The organism is Actinotignum schaalii (genome assembly GCF_028864145.1).
GTDB lineage: Bacteria > Actinomycetota > Actinomycetes > Actinomycetales > Actinomycetaceae > Actinotignum > Actinotignum schaalii_B.
On sequence record NZ_JARBHJ010000014.1, the window covers coordinates 15395 to 34754 of the forward strand.

The 19360-nt window shown below is 57.2% G+C and carries 21 protein-coding genes; 6 read left to right on the forward strand and 15 right to left on the reverse strand.

Annotated features, from left to right (window positions below; translation table 11 throughout):
* The first annotated feature begins 8 nt into the window (after window positions 1-8).
* Together PWJ82_RS04305 and PWJ82_RS04310 are read left to right on the forward strand one after the other, a co-directional pair.
* Window positions 9-566, forward strand: coding sequence for a dihydrofolate reductase (locus PWJ82_RS04305; RefSeq protein ID WP_016441662.1), 558 nt, complete (start codon window positions 9-11; stop codon window positions 564-566).
* A 75-nt stretch (window positions 567-641) separates the two neighbouring features.
* Window positions 642-1502 carry an SGNH/GDSL hydrolase family protein gene (locus PWJ82_RS04310; protein ID WP_196800210.1) on the forward strand — a complete coding sequence of 287 codons (861 nt, stop codon included), beginning with the start codon at window positions 642-644 and terminating at the stop codon, window positions 1500-1502.
* Window positions 1503-1524: 22 nt separating this feature from the next.
* Here the strand turns inward: PWJ82_RS04310 and PWJ82_RS04315 are convergent, their stop codons facing one another.
* Window positions 1525-2898 (reverse strand): class II fumarate hydratase, encoded by a 1374-nt coding sequence (locus tag PWJ82_RS04315; RefSeq protein WP_039898362.1) that lies wholly within the window; start codon window positions 2896-2898, stop codon window positions 1525-1527.
* A 296-nt stretch (window positions 2899-3194) separates the two neighbouring features.
* Here PWJ82_RS04315 and PWJ82_RS04320 point away from each other — a divergent pair, with 296 nt between their 5' ends.
* Entirely contained in the window at window positions 3195-3983 is a 789-nt protein-coding gene (locus PWJ82_RS04320) for a hypothetical protein (protein WP_016441665.1), read from the forward strand.
* 35 nt (window positions 3984-4018) lie between these two features.
* Here the strand turns inward: PWJ82_RS04320 and PWJ82_RS04325 are convergent, their stop codons facing one another.
* From PWJ82_RS04325 to mtnA, 11 genes are all read right to left on the reverse strand, one after another.
* The gene (locus PWJ82_RS04325; RefSeq protein WP_016441666.1) at window positions 4019-4792 is read right to left on the reverse strand and encodes a nucleoside phosphorylase; all 774 of its coding nucleotides are present in this window, start codon (window positions 4790-4792) and stop codon (window positions 4019-4021) included.
* Window positions 4793-4811: 19 nt separating this feature from the next.
* Window positions 4812-5594 carry an MTAP family purine nucleoside phosphorylase gene (locus PWJ82_RS04330; RefSeq protein ID WP_016441667.1) on the reverse strand — a complete coding sequence of 261 codons (783 nt, stop codon included), beginning with the start codon at window positions 5592-5594 and terminating at the stop codon, window positions 4812-4814.
* A gap of 5 nt (window positions 5595-5599) precedes the next feature.
* The gene (locus PWJ82_RS04335) at window positions 5600-6364 is read right to left on the reverse strand and encodes an SDR family NAD(P)-dependent oxidoreductase (RefSeq protein WP_016441668.1); all 765 of its coding nucleotides are present in this window, start codon (window positions 6362-6364) and stop codon (window positions 5600-5602) included.
* Window positions 6361-6981 carry a class II aldolase/adducin family protein gene (locus PWJ82_RS04340; protein ID WP_016441669.1) on the reverse strand — a complete coding sequence of 207 codons (621 nt, stop codon included), beginning with the start codon at window positions 6979-6981 and terminating at the stop codon, window positions 6361-6363. The genes PWJ82_RS04335 and PWJ82_RS04340 overlap by 4 nt, the downstream gene beginning before the upstream one ends.
* Window positions 6982-6999: 18 nt before the next feature.
* Window positions 7000-7773: a GntR family transcriptional regulator gene (locus tag PWJ82_RS04345; RefSeq protein ID WP_016441670.1), complete on the reverse strand. Its 774-nt coding sequence runs from the start codon at window positions 7771-7773 to the stop codon at window positions 7000-7002.
* Window position 7774: 1 nt separating this feature from the next.
* Window positions 7775-8224, reverse strand: coding sequence for a cupin domain-containing protein (locus PWJ82_RS04350; RefSeq protein WP_016441671.1), 450 nt, complete (start codon window positions 8222-8224; stop codon window positions 7775-7777).
* The gene (locus PWJ82_RS04355; protein ID WP_016441672.1) at window positions 8205-9125 is read right to left on the reverse strand and encodes an ABC transporter permease; all 921 of its coding nucleotides are present in this window, start codon (window positions 9123-9125) and stop codon (window positions 8205-8207) included. The genes PWJ82_RS04350 and PWJ82_RS04355 overlap by 20 nt, the downstream gene beginning before the upstream one ends.
* Window positions 9125-10324 carry an ABC transporter permease gene (locus PWJ82_RS04360; RefSeq protein WP_016441673.1) on the reverse strand — a complete coding sequence of 400 codons (1200 nt, stop codon included), beginning with the start codon at window positions 10322-10324 and terminating at the stop codon, window positions 9125-9127. The genes PWJ82_RS04355 and PWJ82_RS04360 overlap by 1 nt, the downstream gene beginning before the upstream one ends.
* Entirely contained in the window at window positions 10314-11834 is a 1521-nt protein-coding gene (locus PWJ82_RS04365) for an ABC transporter ATP-binding protein (RefSeq protein WP_016441674.1), read from the reverse strand. Before PWJ82_RS04365 ends, PWJ82_RS04360 begins: the two co-directional genes overlap by 11 nt.
* A gap of 66 nt (window positions 11835-11900) precedes the next feature.
* Window positions 11901-12962 carry a BMP family ABC transporter substrate-binding protein gene (locus tag PWJ82_RS04370; RefSeq protein WP_016441675.1) on the reverse strand — a complete coding sequence of 354 codons (1062 nt, stop codon included), beginning with the start codon at window positions 12960-12962 and terminating at the stop codon, window positions 11901-11903.
* Window positions 12963-12983: 21 nt separating this feature from the next.
* On the reverse strand, window positions 12984-14006 hold the full coding sequence (gene mtnA / locus PWJ82_RS04375) for an S-methyl-5-thioribose-1-phosphate isomerase (protein ID WP_016441676.1): 1023 nt from the start codon (window positions 14004-14006) through the stop codon (window positions 12984-12986).
* A 122-nt stretch (window positions 14007-14128) separates the two neighbouring features.
* Here mtnA and PWJ82_RS04380 point away from each other — a divergent pair, with 122 nt between their 5' ends.
* The 3 genes from PWJ82_RS04380 to PWJ82_RS04390 are packed head-to-tail and all read left to right on the forward strand — an operon-like array spanning window position 14129 to window position 16492.
* The gene (locus PWJ82_RS04380) at window positions 14129-14422 is read left to right on the forward strand and encodes a YgjV family protein (protein ID WP_016441677.1); all 294 of its coding nucleotides are present in this window, start codon (window positions 14129-14131) and stop codon (window positions 14420-14422) included.
* Window positions 14423-14461: 39 nt separating this feature from the next.
* Window positions 14462-15418, forward strand: a complete 957-nt coding sequence (locus PWJ82_RS04385) for a nucleoside hydrolase (protein ID WP_016441678.1) — start codon at window positions 14462-14464, stop codon at window positions 15416-15418.
* A 15-nt stretch (window positions 15419-15433) separates the two neighbouring features.
* On the forward strand, window positions 15434-16492 hold the full coding sequence (locus PWJ82_RS04390; protein ID WP_039898110.1) for a hypothetical protein: 1059 nt from the start codon (window positions 15434-15436) through the stop codon (window positions 16490-16492).
* A gap of 11 nt (window positions 16493-16503) precedes the next feature.
* Here PWJ82_RS04390 and tal read toward each other — a convergent pair whose 3' ends face one another.
* Genes tal through PWJ82_RS04405 form a run of 3 tightly spaced genes read right to left on the reverse strand, consistent with a single transcriptional unit; the run spans window position 16504 to window position 19359 of the window.
* On the reverse strand, window positions 16504-17604 hold the full coding sequence (tal, locus tag PWJ82_RS04395; protein WP_016441680.1) for a transaldolase: 1101 nt from the start codon (window positions 17602-17604) through the stop codon (window positions 16504-16506).
* 36 nt (window positions 17605-17640) lie between these two features.
* Window positions 17641-18051, reverse strand: coding sequence for an OsmC family protein (locus tag PWJ82_RS04400; RefSeq protein WP_016441681.1), 411 nt, complete (start codon window positions 18049-18051; stop codon window positions 17641-17643).
* 36 nt (window positions 18052-18087) lie between these two features.
* Window positions 18088-19359, reverse strand: coding sequence for an OFA family MFS transporter (locus PWJ82_RS04405; RefSeq protein WP_196800212.1), 1272 nt, complete (start codon window positions 19357-19359; stop codon window positions 18088-18090).
* Window position 19360 lies beyond the last annotated feature (1 nt).

Genomic DNA, 19360 nt, shown 5'->3' on the forward strand with positions numbered 1-19360 from the left:
GAGGCAGAATGCTCATTGCACAAATCTGGGCGGAAGCGCATGATCACGCCCTCGCAAAGGGCTTGCGCCTGCCCTGGAATGTTCCGGAAGATTCGGCCTTCTTCCGGGCAGCGGTCCGCGGGCGGCCCGTCATGATGGGGCGGAAAACCTGGATCTCGGCGGGGCGGCGGCCCATGCCCCACTCCCCCACCATCGTGGTGAGCACCCAGCAAGATTTCGAGGTTCCCGGTGCGCAACTAGCCACACATCTCGATGAAGCTTTCGCGCTGGCCCGCGCTACCGGAGCGGATGCGGCTTGGGTATGCGGGGGCGCCGGGATCTATGCCGAAACCCGGGAATGCTCGCACATACTCATCCGTACCGTTATCGATGCCGATGTGGATGCCGATATTTTCGCGCCCGCCATCGGCCCGGGCTGGGAACTCCGGCTGCGCTCACCCGGAAACGATTGGCATACCTCGCGCGCTGGGCTGCGCTATCGATACGAAGCCTGGGCTCGCCCCGGTGTTGCTATCCCGCAGAATCTGCTTCCCGCTACCCCGGATGCGGCCTGGCAGGTGGCCTAAATGCCGCGCGCGGGTGCCTTCTACCGCGGTCTGCAGAGTGCACGTACAGCGCGTGCTGCCGTGGCACTCAGCTGTGTGGCGTGCACACCCGCCAGCGATGCCGGTGGCCCACCCTCTCCCACCCCGCGGCCCATCACCGCCATCGTGCAGCTAGGTGATTCTTTTTCCTCCGGTAACGGGGCAGGCAACTACGAAGAAGATACCTGCCGGCGTTCCCCGGATAACTACTCGGCCCCGCTCGCCCGCGAACTCGGTGCCAGCTACACCAACGCCTCGTGTTCCGGGGCGCGCACATCCGATATTGCCGAACAAGTCAGCGCCGTCACTCCCGATACCTCGGTCGTTTTCCTCACCGCCGGCGGCAACAACGCCAACTTCGCCCGGATTATCAGCTCATGTTTCGTGCTCCGTACCCCGAATAGCTGCGAAGATGCCATGAACAAGGCCACCGCGGCACTTCCGGCTATCGAAGAAGCCACCGTAGAGATCCTGCGGGCCATCGATACCGCCTCCCAGGGCCAGGCCACCGCTATCCTGGTCGGCTACCCGCGGCTCTTCGCTGAACACTCCTACCTCATCCCGCCGGTGGCGGAAAGTTACGGTGCGGGGGCTACACTCGCCCGGCTCCAGGATGCTGCGGATGCCCTGCAAGAACGCGCGGCCGCCCAATTGCGGGAAGAAACCAGCTCCGCGCGTTTCCTCTTTGCCTCCACCCAGGAGCTATTCGCCGGGCACGAACCGCGTGCGCAAGCTTTCCACGATAATGAAGAAGCCTGGCTGGTCTCCCCCTTCTCATCCTCCGATGTTCGAGCGTGGATGCATCCCACCGCGCACGGCTACCACGTCGAAGCTACCTACCTGCGCGAACTCCTCGCCCGTGCCGGCTTCGCCATCCCCGCTAGCCCCGCTAGCCCCGAAAGTACGCCGCTCCCCTAGAGGTACACCTAGCGCCGGACACCTAGCGAGCTTCCGGCTTGGTCATCGCTGCGGGATTCACCCAGGCATCGAAATCCGCCGCACTCACCTCTCCCGAAGCTAAGGCGACGTCGCGCAGCGAACTCCCGGTGGCCTGGGCGGCGCGAGCCAGCTTGGCTGCGGCGTCGTACCCGATATGAGGGGCGAGTGCCGTGACCAGCATGAGGTTGCGATCCAGGTGCGCGGAGATGACATCGGTGCGCGGGGCGATGCCGGCCGCGCAGAAACGTTCGAAAGTGCGCAGGGCGTCACCGAGCAAACGCACGGCCTCCAGCACCGAAAACACCATGACCGGCTTGTACACATTGAGCTGGAAATTCCCTTGCGAGCCGGCGAAAGCCACCGCGGCGTCGTAACCAAAAACCGCGACGCACACCTGCGTAAGGGCCTCCGCCTGCGTCGGATTCACCTTGCCCGGCATAATCGAAGAACCCGGCTCGTTATCCGGAATCGCGATCTCACCGATACCGGTTCGCGGGCCAGAAGCATACCAGCGGATATCGTTCGCGATCTTCATGGCTGCCCCAGCCAACGTGCGCAGGCTCGCGGAAAAAGCCACGAGGTCATCGTGCGCGGCCAGAGCCGCGGGAAGATTCTCCGCCGGGCGGAAAGGCAAACCGGTAGCTTCCTCGAACAGCTCGCACACCCGCGCCGCGAAACACGGATGGGAATTCAGACCGGTGCCCACCGCGGTCCCGCCGAGCGCCACCTGGTACAGACCCGCAACGCTGGCCCGCACCCCCGCGAGCGCGCCCTCCAGCTGCGCCGCCCAGCTGCCCACCACCTGATCCCAGCGGATCGGGGTGGCATCCTGAAGATGGGTCCGCCCCACCATCACTACATCAGAAAACTGGCGAGCGCGGGCATGTAGTGTAGCCGCCAGGCTCTCCACCGCCGGGATGAGGTGACGGTGCGTCTCCCGAGCCACCGCCACGTACATCGCGGTCGGGAACACATCGTTGGACGACTGGCCCTTATTGACGTGGTCATTGGGGTGAACCGGGCTTTTGCCGCCGCGCTGGCCGGTGGCAATTTCATTCGCGCGGGCGGCAATCACCTCATTGGCGTTCATATTTGTTTGGGTGCCCGAACCGGTCTGGAACACCTTGAGGGGGAATTCCGCGTCAAGAACCCCCTCGGCAACCTCGCTGGCGGCCGCTGTGATAAGGGAAACAAGCTGCTCGTCCAGCACCCCGAGCTCACCGTTGGCGCGGGCGGCCGCACCTTTGAGCAACCCGAACGCGTGGATCAGGGGACCACCCCAGATGTAACGTTCCCCACCGATGGGGAAATGCTGGAGCGAGCGAGCCGTCTGCGCGCCCCAATAGTGCGCGGCGGGCACCGCAACCGGGCCCATCGAATCCGTTTCCGTGCGGGTGAGCTGATCCGCGCCCGTGAGCTGATCCACGCGAGTGCGGCGATTCGTGCCGGTGAGCTGATCTTTCGTCATGATTCCAAGGGTAGCGCCTATCCGGGCGGGAACGGCCAGGCCATCTGGGTTGTTACCACCGTGCCGACCGTCGCCTTTGCGAAGCCAGAGTGGCATCGCTCACGCTCACGGTATTTAGCCAGGAAAGACCGCCGTGGGCCGGTCATAAACATCTGCGCGCGCCGTGTTTATTAGGTAAAGTCAGGCGCGGACAAAGGAGGGGCATGGCTACGGAGCGGCGGCGCGGTTCGCGGGCACTTGATACCCCCACGCGCGGCAAACGCGCCTCCAAGCCCGCGCCTTCTTCCACCACGGAAAAAGCCTCGCTCCGGGACGAGCGTGACCAGCTGCGCGCGGAGTGCGAGAAGTTGCGCGCAGAGCACAAGAAGCTTCGCGATGAAGGCACCGCGCTCCGCCACGAAGCGGAACTGTTGCGCACGGAAAATTCGCAGCTGCGCGGCGAGCGCGAGGGTGCGCGGGCGGAGGTCGCCACTTTCCAGACCCGCGTGACCGAGCTAGAGGGCCTGGTGGCGGATTTGCGCCGTCGTGAAAAAGAGTTGGAAGCGGGCGTGGTGTACGCCTCGGGCGTGGAACAAAGTGCCGTGACTGCGCAGGCCCGCAGCGAGGACGCGATGCGACGCGCGGCCCGCCTGGTTGCGCGCGTGCGTAGTTTAGAGCAGCAGCTAGAAGAAGAACGACGGCGCTACGCGGCCCTCGAGGCGGCGGGTCGGGCTCGGGAAGCACGCCTGACCGTGGATTCGGCGCGCACCTCCGCCGCGCATGAGGAACGTTACACCAGCCAGATCCGCACTCTTGAGGTGCAGCTGCGCGAGGCTCAAGCGCAGCTGGCCGCCGCCCGCGTCCAGCTGGACACCGGCGAAGATGAGCTGGCCGAAGCCCGTACGGAGCTAGGCGAGGCCCGCTCCCAAGCGCAAACCCAGCGCTACCTGAGCCTCGGGCTGGGAGGACTCGCGGCAGCGCTGGGTATTGCTCTACTCATTGTGCTTCTCTAGTAAGACGGCACGTTCAGTGCCTCAATGTATTGTGCTTATTCCAATGAAGCTAACACCTTCAGCGAAGTTTCCAATGTGGCATCAATAGCTTTTGTAACAATTTCACGATCAGGTTCGTAGGAGGTCATGTCCTCGTCCTCATCCTTGAGGGGATTGCCGTCGATGGCCAAGATCGCGCCCGATTTGACTCGGTGGATTGAAGCCGTAATGAATAGCGCAGCTACCTCCATCTCAACTCCGATTGCCCCGGCATCGCGCCATTTTGGTTGGTCATTGCCAAGAATCGGACTCGGATAGAAGTTAGCGCTGGTAATAACTACTCCCGAATGCGTATTCAAGTCGGATTCTTCCGCGGTGTGCACAAGACTACTTGTAACCTGAAGATCAGGAACCGCAGGATAATTCATAGGAACGACAAGTTCTGTGTAGCCGTCACAGCGCACAGCACCAGTGACAACAAGAAGATCTCCGTCGACCACATCGCGCTGTACGCCACCCGCTGTACCAGCACGGATGATGTATTTTGCGCCGCCTCGACACAGCTCTTCAAAGCAGCACGCGGCCCCCGCAGCACCGACGCCATGCGAGGCAACCGTAATGAGTTTTCCTCCATATTCCCCAACGTAGGAATGGTATTCGCGATTTTTTGCAATGGGCTTTGCGTTGGTAAGAAGACCAGCAGCTTTTGCCGCTCGATCTGGGTCACCAACGACCAAAACTCGATCCGCAAGTTCCGCTACCGGGATTTTCGTGAGAGCCAACGTTTCATCCTGCCCCTGCCGAAGTGGAACATATTCATTCTTACTCATCTATTTCTCCTTTGAAATTCTAAATATCTGAAAGTGCATCGTGGCATGGGCAAGAAGGGTCCACCTCCAAGCGAGCTACAGTTTCCGCAAGTGCTTTTTTAATTCGAGGCTGTCCATCGGCCACGGTTCGCCACACCAAGCCCGCGGTAACCGGATCATCCTGAACGCCTTCAACTCCCGCATCCAGATCTGAAACAAACGAGAGATTGCAGACACACATCCCCAGTTCACGAGCCAAAGTCGTTTCCGGGTGTTGTGTCATTGAGATGACGGAGAACCCTAGTTTTTGGAACACCTGTGACTCTGCACGAGTGGAAAAGCGTGGCCCTTGGATAACCACTGCAGTTCCACCGTCATGGTATTTCTCTTGCAAGCTGTCCAACGCTGCTACCGCAGCATCGTGCAAACGAGGACAGTATGGATCCGCTACCGACACATGGATAACCTTGGGTCCTTCGTAAAAGGTTTGATCCCGGCCCCAGGTGCGGTCAAAATACTGGTCCGTTATGACGAAGTCTCCCGGTGCGTAGTCAGCACGCAGAGACCCCACCACAGACGAGGTAACCAGCGTAGAAACACCAAGATTATGAAGCGCTTTGATATTTGCCCGGTAATTAATCATATGGGGTGGAACGCCATGATCCTTACCGTGCCGTGTCATGAAAGCGACTTCTTTTCCTCCGATTTCTCCAATAGATACTGCAGACGAAGGCCTTCCATATTCAGTATCTACAACAACATGTTCTGGGTCCTCTAGAAGTTCATATAGTCCGGACCCACCAATGATTCCCACCTTTGGCATTTCTATCACCATCCTGCTACTGCGGACATGCCACCGTCGACAACAAGGTCATGCCCACTAATAAAGCTGGCCGACTCCGATGCGAGGAAGACGCACGCACGGCCAATGTCTTGTGTATTTGCTGTTCTTCGGAGCGGAACCCCCGCCATCCAACTTTGGTAACCTGCCGGCCAACTTTCAGCCAACCTACCGTCACTATCGATGAGGCCAGGTGAAACCGAGTTAACTCGGATCCCGTATTTTCCAAATTCCAAAGCAAAATTGCGCGTCATCATTTTTACCCCGGCTTTGGAGGCATCGTAATGCGCGTGATTCATTGCCGGAATCGATGCCTCGACCGAGGCGATGTTGATGATAGAGCCAGCTACATTCGCGTGCACCATCCGAGATGCCATCTTTTTCGAGACAATAAACGTCCCGTTGAGATTGACATTTACTACTTGCTTCCATTGCCCGACCGTCATCTCTTCGAGCGAGATCACAGGTTGAACGCCAGCATTGTTGACGAGCACATCAACATTTCCACACTGTTGGAACGCTGCTTCGATCATTTCGTCAACGTCGGCTTCGGAGCAAATATCTCCAACCACCTGGAATGCAGATACGCCTATATCACGCAGTTCTTTTGCAAGTTCATTTGCTCTGGTGCTTTCACGCAAAGAGTGCACGATGACCGAAGCACCCGCCTGCGCAAAGACATGAGCAATTCCAGAACCGAGATTCCCATCGGCTCCCGTAATCAAAACGACTTTATCTTTTAGTTCGCTCATGCGTGAATCAGCTCCACTCCTTCGGGGAATGCGGTCTCTTTATCCCCGAGCAACATTGCTCGGTACGTGTTCTGAGCAGCCTGTTCTAATAGGGATGCACGCCTGAAAGCCATCTCAGGGTCTTCGCCAACCGTGCAGCAACCGTGGTGCGCAAGTATTGCACAGTTATGTTTTTCCATCTCACGCGCAGTCTCATCGGCAAGTTCGTCCGACCCATTGGGATAATAGGGAACAACACCAACAGACTTCACGTACAAAGCATCATCAAGCGTAAAGAACCGAATCTCGTAACCCAGAGCATTGAGTAGCACTGCCGTTTGGGGATGTAAATGGAAAACCGAATTGACATCCGAACGGGTCCGATAGATTCTGTCATGGAGTTTCCACTCACTTGAGGGCCGAGAATCGAAAGGACCGGTTTGCCCAATTTTCATTCTCGCGAAAGATGCCGGGGTTAGTTCATCAAGCCAGGTACCCGACTTGGTAATAAAATACTCATCGGAGTCAGGGATACGCACCGAAATATTACCGCCAGATCCCAGGACTAGTCCCGAGGATACTGCAGTATGTGCGTGCCGAATCAGGCTATCCACCAACTCCTCTGTCGTCTTGTACAATTTTCCTCCATGTGTTTGTCAACTTCTTACTCGCATCATCGAGAACTGAAAACGTCCCTCGCGGAAATACGTCTTGGCGAACAGAATCGGCAAATGATCTCTATCAAAATGCAACTGGTACAACCCTAAGAATGACTCGTCACGAGCTTCGTGTTGCATCCCAAAATCGCTCCCTACAACCGCATGTAGATCGGTCGAGGCGTATTTGATCGAGTGCCCCACAAGATCGCATAGTGCAAAAATCGAGCCGTGTATCGACTGCACATCGAATCCAGGAGGGAAGATTCCGGCGCGTATGACTTCGAACGATACCGAAACCATCGCTTTATTCGCTTCTACTTCACGACGAGTTTCGATAACTGGTTCATCATCCTCGAGACGCAGTAGCTTTATTTCTGTTTCGGTTGCCGCACGGAGACGTTTTTCGGTATATCGAATCGTTGGATCCATCCCCGCTGACGCAATTGTCTGAGTCATCGATGTTAACTCTGAGAGGTTAGAAGCCATCACCGCTTGCACGTCAGTAACAAAGGTTCCTGAGCCCCGGCGACGAATAACTAAACCCTGAGCGGCCAACTCTTGTAATGCCGACCGCAAGGTATTTCGAGATACCCCAAGTTCCGCTGCAAGCACCGGTTCAGAGTCCAGCGCTTCGCCCGGTTCCCACTCACCCGAATGGATTCTCTTTCTTAGAACCGATGCCACTTCCGCGGCCGCACCGACATTGGGGGCGCGTGTGACCACTGGAGTTACCGGGTTATCAGAATGCGGATAAATAGGGCTCAGAGTCATATCATTTCCCTTCGTCGTGCTTTTGCAATGACTTTATCCCATAGGCATCCTGCATCTCCTTACTTGCGATTTCGAACCCTTCCCAAGAAAAGCCTGGGGCCATAGTTGTACCCAGGAGAGTCCACTCTCCTAGAGACATCGATCCTTGCCACACGCCAGCTTTCACCACGTGCTGAGGTCGCTGTCCTGCCCTCAAATCGTTCCCGAGTATCGTTTCCCTGCGTTCACCGCTTTCATCTATTTCGACTAGAAGCAACGGTGCCCCGGCATACCAGTGATATACCTCGGGACCGCTCAATCTGTGGAGTTCAGACCACTGATCTCCACCCACGAGGTAGTAGATCGCCGTGGAATACTCATCCGCATAGGTTTGCCGATGCAGTCCTCCTTCCTGGTCAAGCTCAGAAAGATCTAGCAGCTGTGCAATTTCCTCACGTGTCAATGGATTCACGTTTCGTCTCCTCCTTCTTTTTCTTGACAAAATTCACTGTCGTAAGCAATAGCGCTAGCAAAGTAACGACATACGGTGCGGCATCGGTTACCTGCGTCGGAATCCCAATTCCCTGCGCTCGGAAACCAAGCGCTTCAGCCGTACCAAAGAGGGCCGCGGCACCGAGAACCCCAATAGGATGAGAACGTGCGAGCATGACTGCCACAACCGCAATCCACCCACGCCCAGCGGACATCTCTTCAGAGAATTGCACAACGTTCCCCAATGCCAGCTGAGCACCACCTAGTCCGCACAGGAGGCCCGAAATGATGACCGCAGCGTACTTGTACGAAACGGGATTCACGCCAAGGGTTTGTGCCGCGAGTGGCTTTTCTCCAACCCCACGAAGCCGCAACCCAAGTGGCGTACGGAAGATAACGATCCATGCGACGAAAACAAGTACGAATGCGAGGTAGCCCAGCACCGTTTGACTGAATAGCGCATTTCCAATCCACGGAATGTCACTGAGCAAGGGGATCGAATAGGTTTTCAATCCTACGATCCGCGGATCCACGAAGGTACCCGATGTGTGGAAAAGCCCCACCAAAAGGAAGGAGGTGACGCCCGTCGCCAGAATATTCATAGCGACGCCAATAACGATTGGTTCCGCCCCGCGGTTGACGCTCCCATAGGCCAAGATCAATGTAAAGACTCCCGCAGCAAACATGCCTCCCAGCGCACCCGGGAAAGCACTGCCGGTGTAATACGAAGTTGCCACCGCAAAGAAGCACCCGATCAAGAGTTGCCCCTCAAGCGCAATATTGAATATGCCTGCTTTATCGCAGATCAAACCGCCGAGCGCAGCAAACAAAATTGGAATAAGAGCTCGAACAATAGAATCGATGAGTGCAGCATCAAACATTACTTCTCGCCTCCTTCAGCAAAGGCGTATTTTTCGGCCTGAGATTGTGATGGCGATGTATTACCTGTCGTTTCATCATCAGGGTCTATCTTCTGCTTCTTCTTGAAGGACGGAAGCGCAACCCTGAATACGATCAAAACGATAACGACGCCCTGAATTACGGCAGCAATCTGGGGAGACATTCCCAAACCTCGGCTCATTGAACCAGCGCCTGCCATAATGGCACCGAAGAACAACCCCGCAATAAGAACTGCGTAAGGACGGTACAGGGCTAGAAGTGCAACCATCAAGCCGGTCCATGCGTACCCGGACGATAGCAGAGCTCCGTCAATAAGACGTGTTTCGGGAGCTCCGATCGTTAGCATCACGCCAACAAGCCCGGCTATCCCACCGGACAGAGCCATAACTTGGAGGCTGAGCTTCCGCTCACTCCCACCGCCGTACCGAATGAACATTGGATTCTTGCCGTTGAGGCCGGATTCATATCCAAAAATGGTATTCCGGTTCACGTACGCCATTCCGATCACGACTAGGAGAATGATAACGAATGACCAATTCACAGAATTACCGATAGTGGAAATGAAGTTACCTCGTCCAAGGCTTTCCGATATCGACTTGCCGAGCCCGGATTTCAAGGGGAGAAGCATGGGGATCTGAACGTCAAGAGATATCTGTTCCGAGGCAACCATCTGCGATGACTGGTCTTTCAACGGGTATCGAATCATCCACGACGCGAAGAAGCGAGCCGGATATGAGAGTAGAAGCGACGTGATGAGGATTGGTACCCCGGGCCAGAACTGCAAAACACCAGAGAGCAACGCCCAGAGCATTCCGCCGATAATGCCACCGAGAATGGCACATAGCATGACAAGCATGCCGGGACCAGGCATATAGAGAGCCACCATGCCGCCCACTAGCCCGCCCATGATCATTTGACCTTCAGTGCCGATGTTTAGAATCCCGGATCGGAAAGCAACCGCTGTCGCCATTGCCATTCCAGTAAGAGGAATCGCTCGCTGAATTGCATTCGTCACTCCGGCAGAGGTAAGGAATGAGCCCTCTGCCATCGTTTTATAGGCATCTGTGGGTGAATACCCCGCAGCAGCGATAAATATCGCTCCGATTATAAACGCAGCAAGAATTGACAGAGGAATCGGCCCCGCCAACCAACGCAAAGTCGCGTTCATTTTAGTCTTCATTGTTTAGTACACCTCCTGCCATGAGTAGGCCCAGCTTGCTTTCAGTGGCTTCGCCAACTGGCATCTCGGCTACTATCTCGCCTTCATACATGACGGCAACGCGAGTGGATAGCGAGAGAATCTCACTGAGTTCCGCGCTAATCAGGAGAATTCCACCACCAGCATCTCGATAGTGGGTCAACGTCGAATGGATAAACTCAATAGCTCCAATGTCAACACCACGGGTTGGCTGCTCCGCTACTAATAGTGGTGAGTTGTATTCCAATTCGCGCGCAATGAGTATCTTTTGCAGATTTCCACCAGAAAGGGTGCCAACCGCAATACTCTCATTCGCGATCTTGACTGAGAATTTCTCAATAAGCCGTCGTGCGAAAGATGCACGGGCAGTGCGATCAATGATTCCTTTCCGTTTAGTCAATTCTTTGCTGCGATGGTGCCCCATTGCTAGATTCTCTTCAGCAGATGCATCGGGCGCCGCGCCCACGCCTTGCCTATCTTCCGGGATATACGAAAGTCCCTTTTCGCGCCGTTTCCGCACAGTTGCTCTAGTAACATCAGATCCCGATATGGCTACTGAACCGCTCGTGATTGGAATCAGACCCGCGATGGCACTCGCTAATTCGCTTTGTCCATTTCCGGCTACTCCAGCTATTCCAAGAATTTCTCCCTCGCGAACTTCGAGCGAGAGATTACGAACTTTCGCTTGCTTTTGGGAGTCTTGAACGCAGAGGTTCTTCACCTCAAGCACCGTGCGTCCCGGAGCGAGTTGGGAGGGCGCCTGCGTAAGGTCAACATCACGCCCCGTCATCGCGTGCGTGACTGATTCCGGAGTTGCTTCAGCAGTATTCATTCGAGCTACCACTTGCCCATCTCGCAAAACAGTAACCCGATCAGAGATTTCCATAACCTCACGGAGTTTGTGGGTAATAAGAATGATCGTCTGACCCTGCTTCTTGAGCTGCCGCAAAACATCAAATAATTGGTCTGTTTCTTGCGGCGTCAACACGGCCGTTGGTTCATCCAGGATCAATACCTTCGCACCTCGATAGAGAACCTTAATGATCTCGGCGCGTTGCAGAAGACCTACCGGCGCATCTGCTACGCGCATAAGTGGATCAACATCCAAACCAAAACGTTGCGCGTAACTTTCAACAATTTCGACAGCTTCAGACCGATTAATCAATCCTCCGGTTGTTGGTTCCTTTCGGAACACAACATTCTCAGCAACCGTCATGGACGGGAACATCTGGAACTCTTGGAATACCATTCCAATTCCTGCCCTGATGGCATCCAGAGGGCTTGCGAAGTGGACTTCCTTCCCATCGAGGAAGATCGAACCTTCATCCGGAGTGTAAAGTCCAGACAGGATAGACATCAGGACTGATTTCCCCGCGCCGTTCTCGCCCATGAGCGCATGAATCTCACCCTTATTCACCGAAAAAGTGACGTTCTTATTCGCCTGGACACCGGGGAAGGATTTTGTGATGCCTCTCATTTCGATATCAAGCATTGGCATCCTCCCTTCTTACAAAACTGGAGTGGGGCCGTGTAGGTTTCCAGCCCCACTCCATTGGGATTAGTTAAACTTGCCGGTTGCGTCAGGTGGCGTGATTTCGCCGTCGATAATTTTTTGCTTGATTTCCGCAAGCTTCGCAACCACATCAGGATGATCCATGACCGTGCATTGCGATTCGGCCGCACCCGGAGCGAGCGAAACAAGATCCATTCCGCCTTCTGCCAAGCCGAAGGATGAGAATGATTCAGCCTGTCCAGCATCAATCTTGTCGATAAGTTGTGGAATCAGCGAATCCATGAGTTTCAGAGTGCCGTCACCAACTCCGCCAGGAGTCAGCGGGCACTGATTCACATCTACGCCGTACCCGGTTACACCGCCACTTCCAGTCGCCTCAAAAATGCCACCGTTGGATCCGGAAGCTACCGCGAAGATATGGTCCACTCCCTGAGCAACTAAAGCAGATGCCTGCTCCTTGGCTCGTGCAGGATCGGAGAAGGGACTGTCACCGCCGATGAACAGCTGTTGGTCGGAGACCGCAGGATTGGCAGCCTTGGCTCCCGCTGCGTACGCATCGGTGTACCGGTGAATGAACGGAATGTCCACCGCTCCGACCGAGCCTACGCGATTGCTCTTTGTGAGCAACCCCGCCTCATATCCAAGTAGATAGGCAGCTTCGTGCTCGCGGAAGACTGCACAGTACATATTTGACGGGTAGGGGCCCGGCGGGCAGTCGTCAATGTGAATGAACTTCTGGTCCGGATAACGTTCCGCATATTCGAACGCCACATCAGTGTAGGAATACGTAATCGTTACGATATAGTCAGGGTTTTCGGCAATCGCTTGATCCATATTTTGCCGGATCGAGGTCTGGTCTGAATTTCCCTCATAAACCTTGGCGGTTCCACCGTGCTTTTCGGCGGCTTTTTCAACACCAATCTTTCCTGATTCCAGGAACTTGTTTACACCGATGGGATCATTTGTCAGGTAAATATAAGTAGGGCCATCAGAACCGCCATTAGCAGTTCCGTTATCGGCGTTGTCACTTCCACCGCACCCAGTGAGTGACAGGGCAGCGACACCTAAGATAGCCGCAAGCTTTGACTTCGCCTTTGAAGTAGCCACGCTGTTCTCCTTAGCTAATTTCTATTTTGTGCGAATTGGTCCGAGAGGTACCGTTGCGAGTGTTTCACCACGATCAATACGAATGACTCTCCGATCCGTGACAATAGCGGTGATATTCTCGTGCGGCGTCACGTCAAAAGCGGGATTAATAGCTTCTGTGCCTTCAGGAGCTGTCCGGACTCCGTGGAAGTTTGCAACTTCCTCGCTACCACGATCTTCGATCTTGATATCAGCACCCGTCTTCGTCGCCATGTCGATCGTAGATTCCGGAGCCACGATAATGACCGGAAGATTCATCGCCTTAGCGCCGAGCGACAGCGAGTAAGTACCAATTTTATTAGCAGTATCACCATTAGCTGCAATGCGATCTGCGCCGGCGAAGAACGCCTGGGCAAAGCCCCGACGAAGTAGGAAAGGCCCCGCGGAATCAACAATGAGTCGGTAAGGTGCTCCCATTTGCTGGAGTTCCCACGCGGTAAGCCGCGAGCCCTGCAGAAGGGGACGAGTTTCAACGGGAAGCGCTTCCTTGAGAGTTCCTCGCTCAAACATGGTCTGGATAACACCGAGGGCGGTTCCCCGCTCCACGCACGCCAAACCACCGGTGTTGCAGACAGTCATAACCGAATGCTGCCCTTCACCAAGCAGTTCTTCCATAAGATCCGCGCCATATTGCCCCATGGAGTAACACGAAGCAATGTCCTCATCGCGAATCTTGAGAGCTTCTTCCAGAATCCTGTCTTTACCTTTACTCGCGTACTGCATAACGCGTTTAACGCCCCAGGAAAGGTTGACGGCCGTCGGACGAGCATTTGCGAGGCGATCTGCAGCATCTTCTAAGTCACTTCCGCTCAAGCCCTGTTGAGCGACTAGTGCGACACCGAGCCCTCCAGACACTCCGAGAGCGGGTGCACCGCGTACAGCCAGTCGCTTGATGTCGTCAATAAGCTCGTCAAGATCTGACACTTTTCGTACCACCAGTTCACCCGGCAGTTTCGTCTGGTCAATGAGTTCAATATGCCCATCGATCCAATCAATAGTCCTCATTGACTACCTCCTTCATCTTGTAAGTTGTTCTACAAGCCTGTCACAGCTGTGCTATCTTGTCAATAAGTTGTTCTACATCTACATCTATTGTTGGACATGTACTCACAAGGGGGTAAGTACGTATGGATCAGAAAACGTTACTTGAGGCTTTCGGATGGCTAGGATCACTCCTTGTCGTTCTTTCGCTAATCCTGCCTAACCAAAGAAAGTTTCGCTTTTGGAACTTTGTCGGCAGCGGTATCGCCGCTATTTACAACCTCATACTGGGCATTTGGCCTATGGTTATCATGAATACAGCAATCGTCGTCATTGATCTTTACTGGCTCCAACGACTCATGCGAGAGGAGCGTAACCCCCGGAAAGATGCAGATTCTGACGCGCATTCCCCGGCGTCAACACCCACTTCCAATACATAAGGACCTGCAAAGAAATTTCAACACCCACAGGAGTTTTCAATGAAGAAGCTAATCCTAGATCTTGATACTGGAATCGACGATTGCCTGGCGCTTGCCTACGCTTTAGGTTCCCCGGAAGTGGAAATTATTGGTATCACCGGAACGTTCGGGAACGTTCAACGGGATACGGGCGTTCAGAACAGTCTCGCCCTTCTTGACCTGTTCGGTCGTCAAGACATTCCCGTATTTGCCGGAGCTTCCCACGCACTCCAACGTTCTACCTTCGATGTCCAAGAAGCATCGGCACTCATTCACGGTAGAAACGGCCTCGGTAACGTACAGATCCCGAAATCCAACCGTCAGCCTGAACATGCACCTGCTTGTGACTTCCTTATCGAATCCGCAAAGGAACATGGCGAGAATCTAACACTAGTGGCAACTGGACCGATGACTAACCTTGCCCAGGCTTTGGAAAAAGACCCAGAATTCCACAATGGATGCCAGATCACCATCATGGGCGGTGCCTTAACAGTTCCGGGCAACTGTAATCCAGTACAAGAGGCAAATATCTCCCAGGATCCAGAAGCTGCCGATATACTGTTCCGTTCTGGAACGGCGATCACCATGGTCGGTTTAGACGTGACACTACAAACACTCCTTACGTACAAAGAAACCGCAGCCTGGCGGCAAATTGGAACACCCGCAGCGAACTACGTGGCTGAGATAACGGATTCATACATCCAGGCATACGGCACAATCGCCCCGTATTTAGGAGGCTGTGGACTTCACGATCCGCTCGCGGTAGCTATAGCAATAGATCCATCGCTCGCCTCTTTCTTCACAACTAATCTGAAGGTCGATTTGTCAGAACCTTTCCGCGGCAGGACAATCGGAGACGAGCAGCGCCTTAACAATCCGCATAAGACCGTCAAGGTAGCACTCACGGTCGATGCTGAACGCTTTTTAAAGGAGTTTATGCACCGCGTATCTACTCTCCTACGCAGCCGCACGTTCTAGAAACGGCACCCAAGCGTGATCTTCGGCGGCGAATTCACTTCTCTCCCGCACCGCTGCGCCCCGCGTGCTCTTCCGGTTCCGCCCGGTGCGATGCTGGTGCAATCGGGGCGCCAGGCCCTCGGCCTTATCGCCCAGGCTCTCGCCGCCCGCGGTATCCGCCGCATCATCGCGCCGGGCTTTCTGTGCGCGACCGCGGTCGAGCCTTTCCAGCTCGAAGGCATCCGGGTCCACTGGGTGCAGGTCGGCCCGGATCTCCTGCCCGCCCCGGCCCGGCTCGCCCCGCTCCTCACCGACCCGCTGCGCTGCGCGGTCCTCATCTCCACCACCTTCGGAGCTTGGCCCGCGCCCGAGTTGCGCGCCGTGCTTGCGGAGTGGGAGGGCCGCGGTGGCGTCGTCGTCGCCGATCTCACGCACGCACCCTTCGGTGCCGCTACCCAGGACGTCCCGGCACGTTATGCCGCGGCATCGTTGCGGAAGTGGTTTCCGATTCCCGACGGCGCCTGGGCGCTCGGCCCCTCGCTTCCCGCCGCGGCTGCGGGTAATGCGGCGGCGCGCGAAGCGACCCGGCGCGGCCTGCTGCAATTGCGCGGGGAGGAGAACGACGGCGCAGCTGAGGCCGCCATCGATGCCGCTCTCAACCCGAGCTCAATGAGCGGGCCCGCCCGGGATATTCTCAGCCACCTGGATATTGCGGCGGCGCTGGAACGGCGGCGTGCAAATGCCCGGGTCCTGCGCGCGGCATTGCTGAACGAGGGGGTGCCGGAGGCTGCGCTATTCCGCGGCGGGGAAGAAAGCTGCGCGGCTACTAGCACCGCGACCGCGAGCAACGCGCCCGCTAGCCATGCTCCCTACGCGCTCGCGCTCCACCTGGACGCCCTACCGCCGCACTGGCCCGCCCCGCACCATTGGGCCGAGCGCCTCGCCGCCCACGGAGTTTTCACCCCCGCTTTCTGGCCGCGCCTGACCCATATGATCGACTGGCCACATGTCCTCGCCCTACCCATCGACCAGCGCTACACACCCGCGCAGATGCCGGAGCTGGCGCTGCGGGTGGTGCAGCACTGGGCAGGGTAGAACAGGCAGACTTAGCGGGCAGCCGCGAGCGCTGCGCTGACCGTTTCGCTCAGTTCTTTCCAGGAGACGATGAACTTCTCCACGCCTTCGCGTTCGAGCTGGGCGGCCACATCGCCCATATCCACGCCCACCGCGGCGAGTTCCTCGAAGACCCGGTGTGCCTGCCCGTAGTTTTCACGCACGGTATCCCCGGTGATGTCCGCGTGATCCGCGGTGGCCTCCAGGGTTTTCTCCGGCATGGTGTTCACGGTTGCGGGAGCCACCAGCTCGGTGACGTAGAGGGTATCCGGGTAATTCGGGTTCTTCACCCCGGTGGATGCCCACAGCGGGCGCTGGGCATGCGCGTGGTCCGCGGCCAGCACGGTGAAACGTTCGGACGCGAATTTCTTTTCGAAGATTTCGTAGACCAGGCGGGCATTGGCCACCCCGGCCTTGCCGCGTAGTGCCAGGGCTTCCTCGGTACCGATCTTCTCCAGGCGGGCATCCACTTCAGTATCCACGCGGGAAACGAAAAGCGAAGCCACCGAGTGAATATCGCTGAGGGCATGCCCGGAACGCTGGGCCTTTTCCAGGCCGGCGAGGTAGGCATCCACGACCTCGCCGTAGCGCGCCAGGGAGAAAATCAGGGTGACGTTCACGGAGATCCCGTGCCCGATCACTTCGGTAATAGCGGGCAGGCCTTCCTTCGTGGCCGGGATTTTGATCATGGCATTCGGGCGGTTCACCCGGTCCCACAGCTGGCGGGCCTGGGCCACGGTAGCCGAGGTATCGTGTGCTAATTCCGGGGAGACTTCGATGGAAACACGCCCGTCTTCCCCGCCTGTTTCCTCAAAGATCGGGCGGAATATATCGCAGGCGTCCTGCACGTCCTTGATAATGATGTCGAAAATGGCCTCGTCGCCATCCTTGCCGGCCGCCGCGGTGGCGGCCACCTGCTCGGTATAGCTTTCCCCGTTGCGCAGGGCCGCGGCGAAAATTGTGGGATTCGTGGTCACGCCCCGCACCGTATGCGTATCGATGAGGGAAGCGAGATTCCCGGAGGCAATACGCTCGCGGGATAGATCATCCAGCCAGATACTCACTCCGGCGGCGCTCAAGCTAGCGGTACTCATGCTTGCTGTCCTTTCTCAGTGGTACCCGAAGGCATCCTAGTTACCCGCAGCGTCGCGGATCTCCAGGTTGTGCGGGGCGGGGTGGTCGAGAGTGCGACCCACCGTGCACGCCCGCTCAATGGCGCGGTCCACCCGCCCCAGTAGCGCAGCGCGTGCCTCTTCTGGCATATCGGCAAACTCCACCTCGAGGGCGGTATGGAAAGCGGTGAAGCGGTTTTCCTCGCGGTTCGCATCCGCACTCACCGTGAACGTGGCGTGATAATCCTCCCCGAGCGCCTGCTCAAAACGGGAATCCGCGCTGAGGGCCTGGCACCCGGCCACCGCCAGCTGCATGAGTTCCCCGGGGGTAAATTGTTCGGGGCCTTTCCCGATTTCCACGCTGGCACCGCGATCATTAACGGCGGTGAAATGAAGATGCCCGATACGCCGGGCAGAGAGCTGAGCCATAGCTACCTCCTTGTTTCTTTCACTTTACGGGAAAGCTCAGCGCCGTGGTGAGCGCGCTTTCCACCAGCGGAAAAGTCCGGCCAAGAAAAGACCGACCGCTGCCAGTACGCAAGCTCCCCAGAGCGCGGGCGTGAAGGAGCCCCCGTGGGCACCGGCACTTGCCGCGGCCCAGCGTGGGGCGACGACGGCGGCCAGTGAGAAACCGAGGAACATGAGGCCGTAGTTGGTTCCGTTATGGCGCGGCCCGAAGCTTTGCATGGTCAGCGGCGCGAAGAGACTCATGGTGCCCCCGAAAGCCAGGGCCACGAGGATGGCTCCGGTGAGGAAGAGCGCCGTCGCCCCGCGCCCGGATAGCGCAAGAAGCGCGAGCCCACCGGCCGCGCAACCGAGCACCGCCACCAGGCACAGCGGGATGCCGATACGGTCGGAAAGCCAGCCCCAGGCCAGCCGCCCGGCCGCGTTCGCAACCGCGAAAAGCGAGACGGTGAGAGCCGCGGTTGCGGCGTCGAACCCAATACTGGTGGCAAGCGGCGCCATATTGGCGTTCACCATGATGCCACCGAACGCGGCCATAACGAAAATAGCGAGGATAAGCCAGAACGTGGGAGTGGCGAGCATCTGGCGCGGGCTGAGGCTCGCGCGCGGCCCGGCGGCTGCGGCGGTGCCCGCCGGGCGGGGCAAATAGGCCCCGTATTCTTCCCGGAAGGGACGCACCAGGAAGATAACCGCAGCTGCGTTAATGACCGTGAAAGCGATTCCGAGAATCACGAGGGCGCTCCGCACGCCGTATCCGGCGATGAGGTGCTGGCCGGCCGGGGCGATGATCATGGGGCCGATTCCCATCCCCGCGGTGATCAGGCCGGCCACCATGCCGCGCCGGTCGGGGAAGAAACGCATGGTATTCGTGAGCGCGGCCGAGTAGAAGAGACCCTGGCCGCCGCCGGTGACCAGTCCGTAGCTGAGCACGAAAAGCGGGAGGGAGGGTGCCAGGCCGGCCAGGATATGCCCCAGCCCGAAGCAGATACCGCCCACCGCCATCATCTGGGCCGCGTAGCCGCGCCGCAGCAGCGTACCCGAAGCGATCATAATGAAGGGCACCACCAGGGAGGCGAGCCCGAAAGCCAGCATGATATCCGGGGGTGCCCAGCCGCGGCTGGCGGCGAGCGGGCGCACAAAAATAGAGAAGGCGGTGAGCGCCCCGGTGGTCATAATGGCGAGAAGTGTTCCGATAAGAACGCGGCTGCGGCGCGGCATCGTTGCCGGCGGCTGAACGGCAGGTTCCTGAGCGGCGGGGTGAGTACTGGTCACG

Bases quoted from the DNA above. Each gene is read 5' to 3' on its own strand.
- PWJ82_RS04305 (WP_016441662.1), top strand. From the start codon at position 9: ATGCTCATTGCACAAATCTGGGCGGAAGCGCATGATCACGCCCTCGCA.
- PWJ82_RS04315 (WP_039898362.1), bottom strand. From the start codon at position 2,898: ATGGGCCCGGTTGCGGTGCCCGCCGCGCACTATTGGGGCGCGCAGACG.
- PWJ82_RS04320 (WP_016441665.1), top strand. From the start codon at position 3,195: ATGGCTACGGAGCGGCGGCGCGGTTCGCGGGCACTTGATACCCCCACG.
- PWJ82_RS04325 (WP_016441666.1), bottom strand. From the start codon at position 4,792: ATGAGTAAGAATGAATATGTTCCACTTCGGCAGGGGCAGGATGAAACG.
- PWJ82_RS04330 (WP_016441667.1), bottom strand. From the start codon at position 5,594: ATGCCAAAGGTGGGAATCATTGGTGGGTCCGGACTATATGAACTTCTA.
- PWJ82_RS04335 (WP_016441668.1), bottom strand. From the start codon at position 6,364: ATGAGCGAACTAAAAGATAAAGTCGTTTTGATTACGGGAGCCGATGGG.
- PWJ82_RS04345 (WP_016441670.1), bottom strand. From the start codon at position 7,773: ATGACTCTGAGCCCTATTTATCCGCATTCTGATAACCCGGTAACTCCA.
- PWJ82_RS04355 (WP_016441672.1), bottom strand. From the start codon at position 9,125: ATGTTTGATGCTGCACTCATCGATTCTATTGTTCGAGCTCTTATTCCA.
- PWJ82_RS04360 (WP_016441673.1), bottom strand. From the start codon at position 10,324: ATGAAGACTAAAATGAACGCGACTTTGCGTTGGTTGGCGGGGCCGATT.
- PWJ82_RS04365 (WP_016441674.1), bottom strand. From the start codon at position 11,834: ATGCTTGATATCGAAATGAGAGGCATCACAAAATCCTTCCCCGGTGTC.
- mtnA (WP_016441676.1), bottom strand. From the start codon at position 14,006: ATGAGGACTATTGATTGGATCGATGGGCATATTGAACTCATTGACCAG.
- PWJ82_RS04380 (WP_016441677.1), top strand. From the start codon at position 14,129: ATGGATCAGAAAACGTTACTTGAGGCTTTCGGATGGCTAGGATCACTC.
- PWJ82_RS04385 (WP_016441678.1), top strand. From the start codon at position 14,462: ATGAAGAAGCTAATCCTAGATCTTGATACTGGAATCGACGATTGCCTG.
- tal (WP_016441680.1), bottom strand. From the start codon at position 17,604: ATGAGTACCGCTAGCTTGAGCGCCGCCGGAGTGAGTATCTGGCTGGAT.
- PWJ82_RS04400 (WP_016441681.1), bottom strand. From the start codon at position 18,051: ATGGCTCAGCTCTCTGCCCGGCGTATCGGGCATCTTCATTTCACCGCC.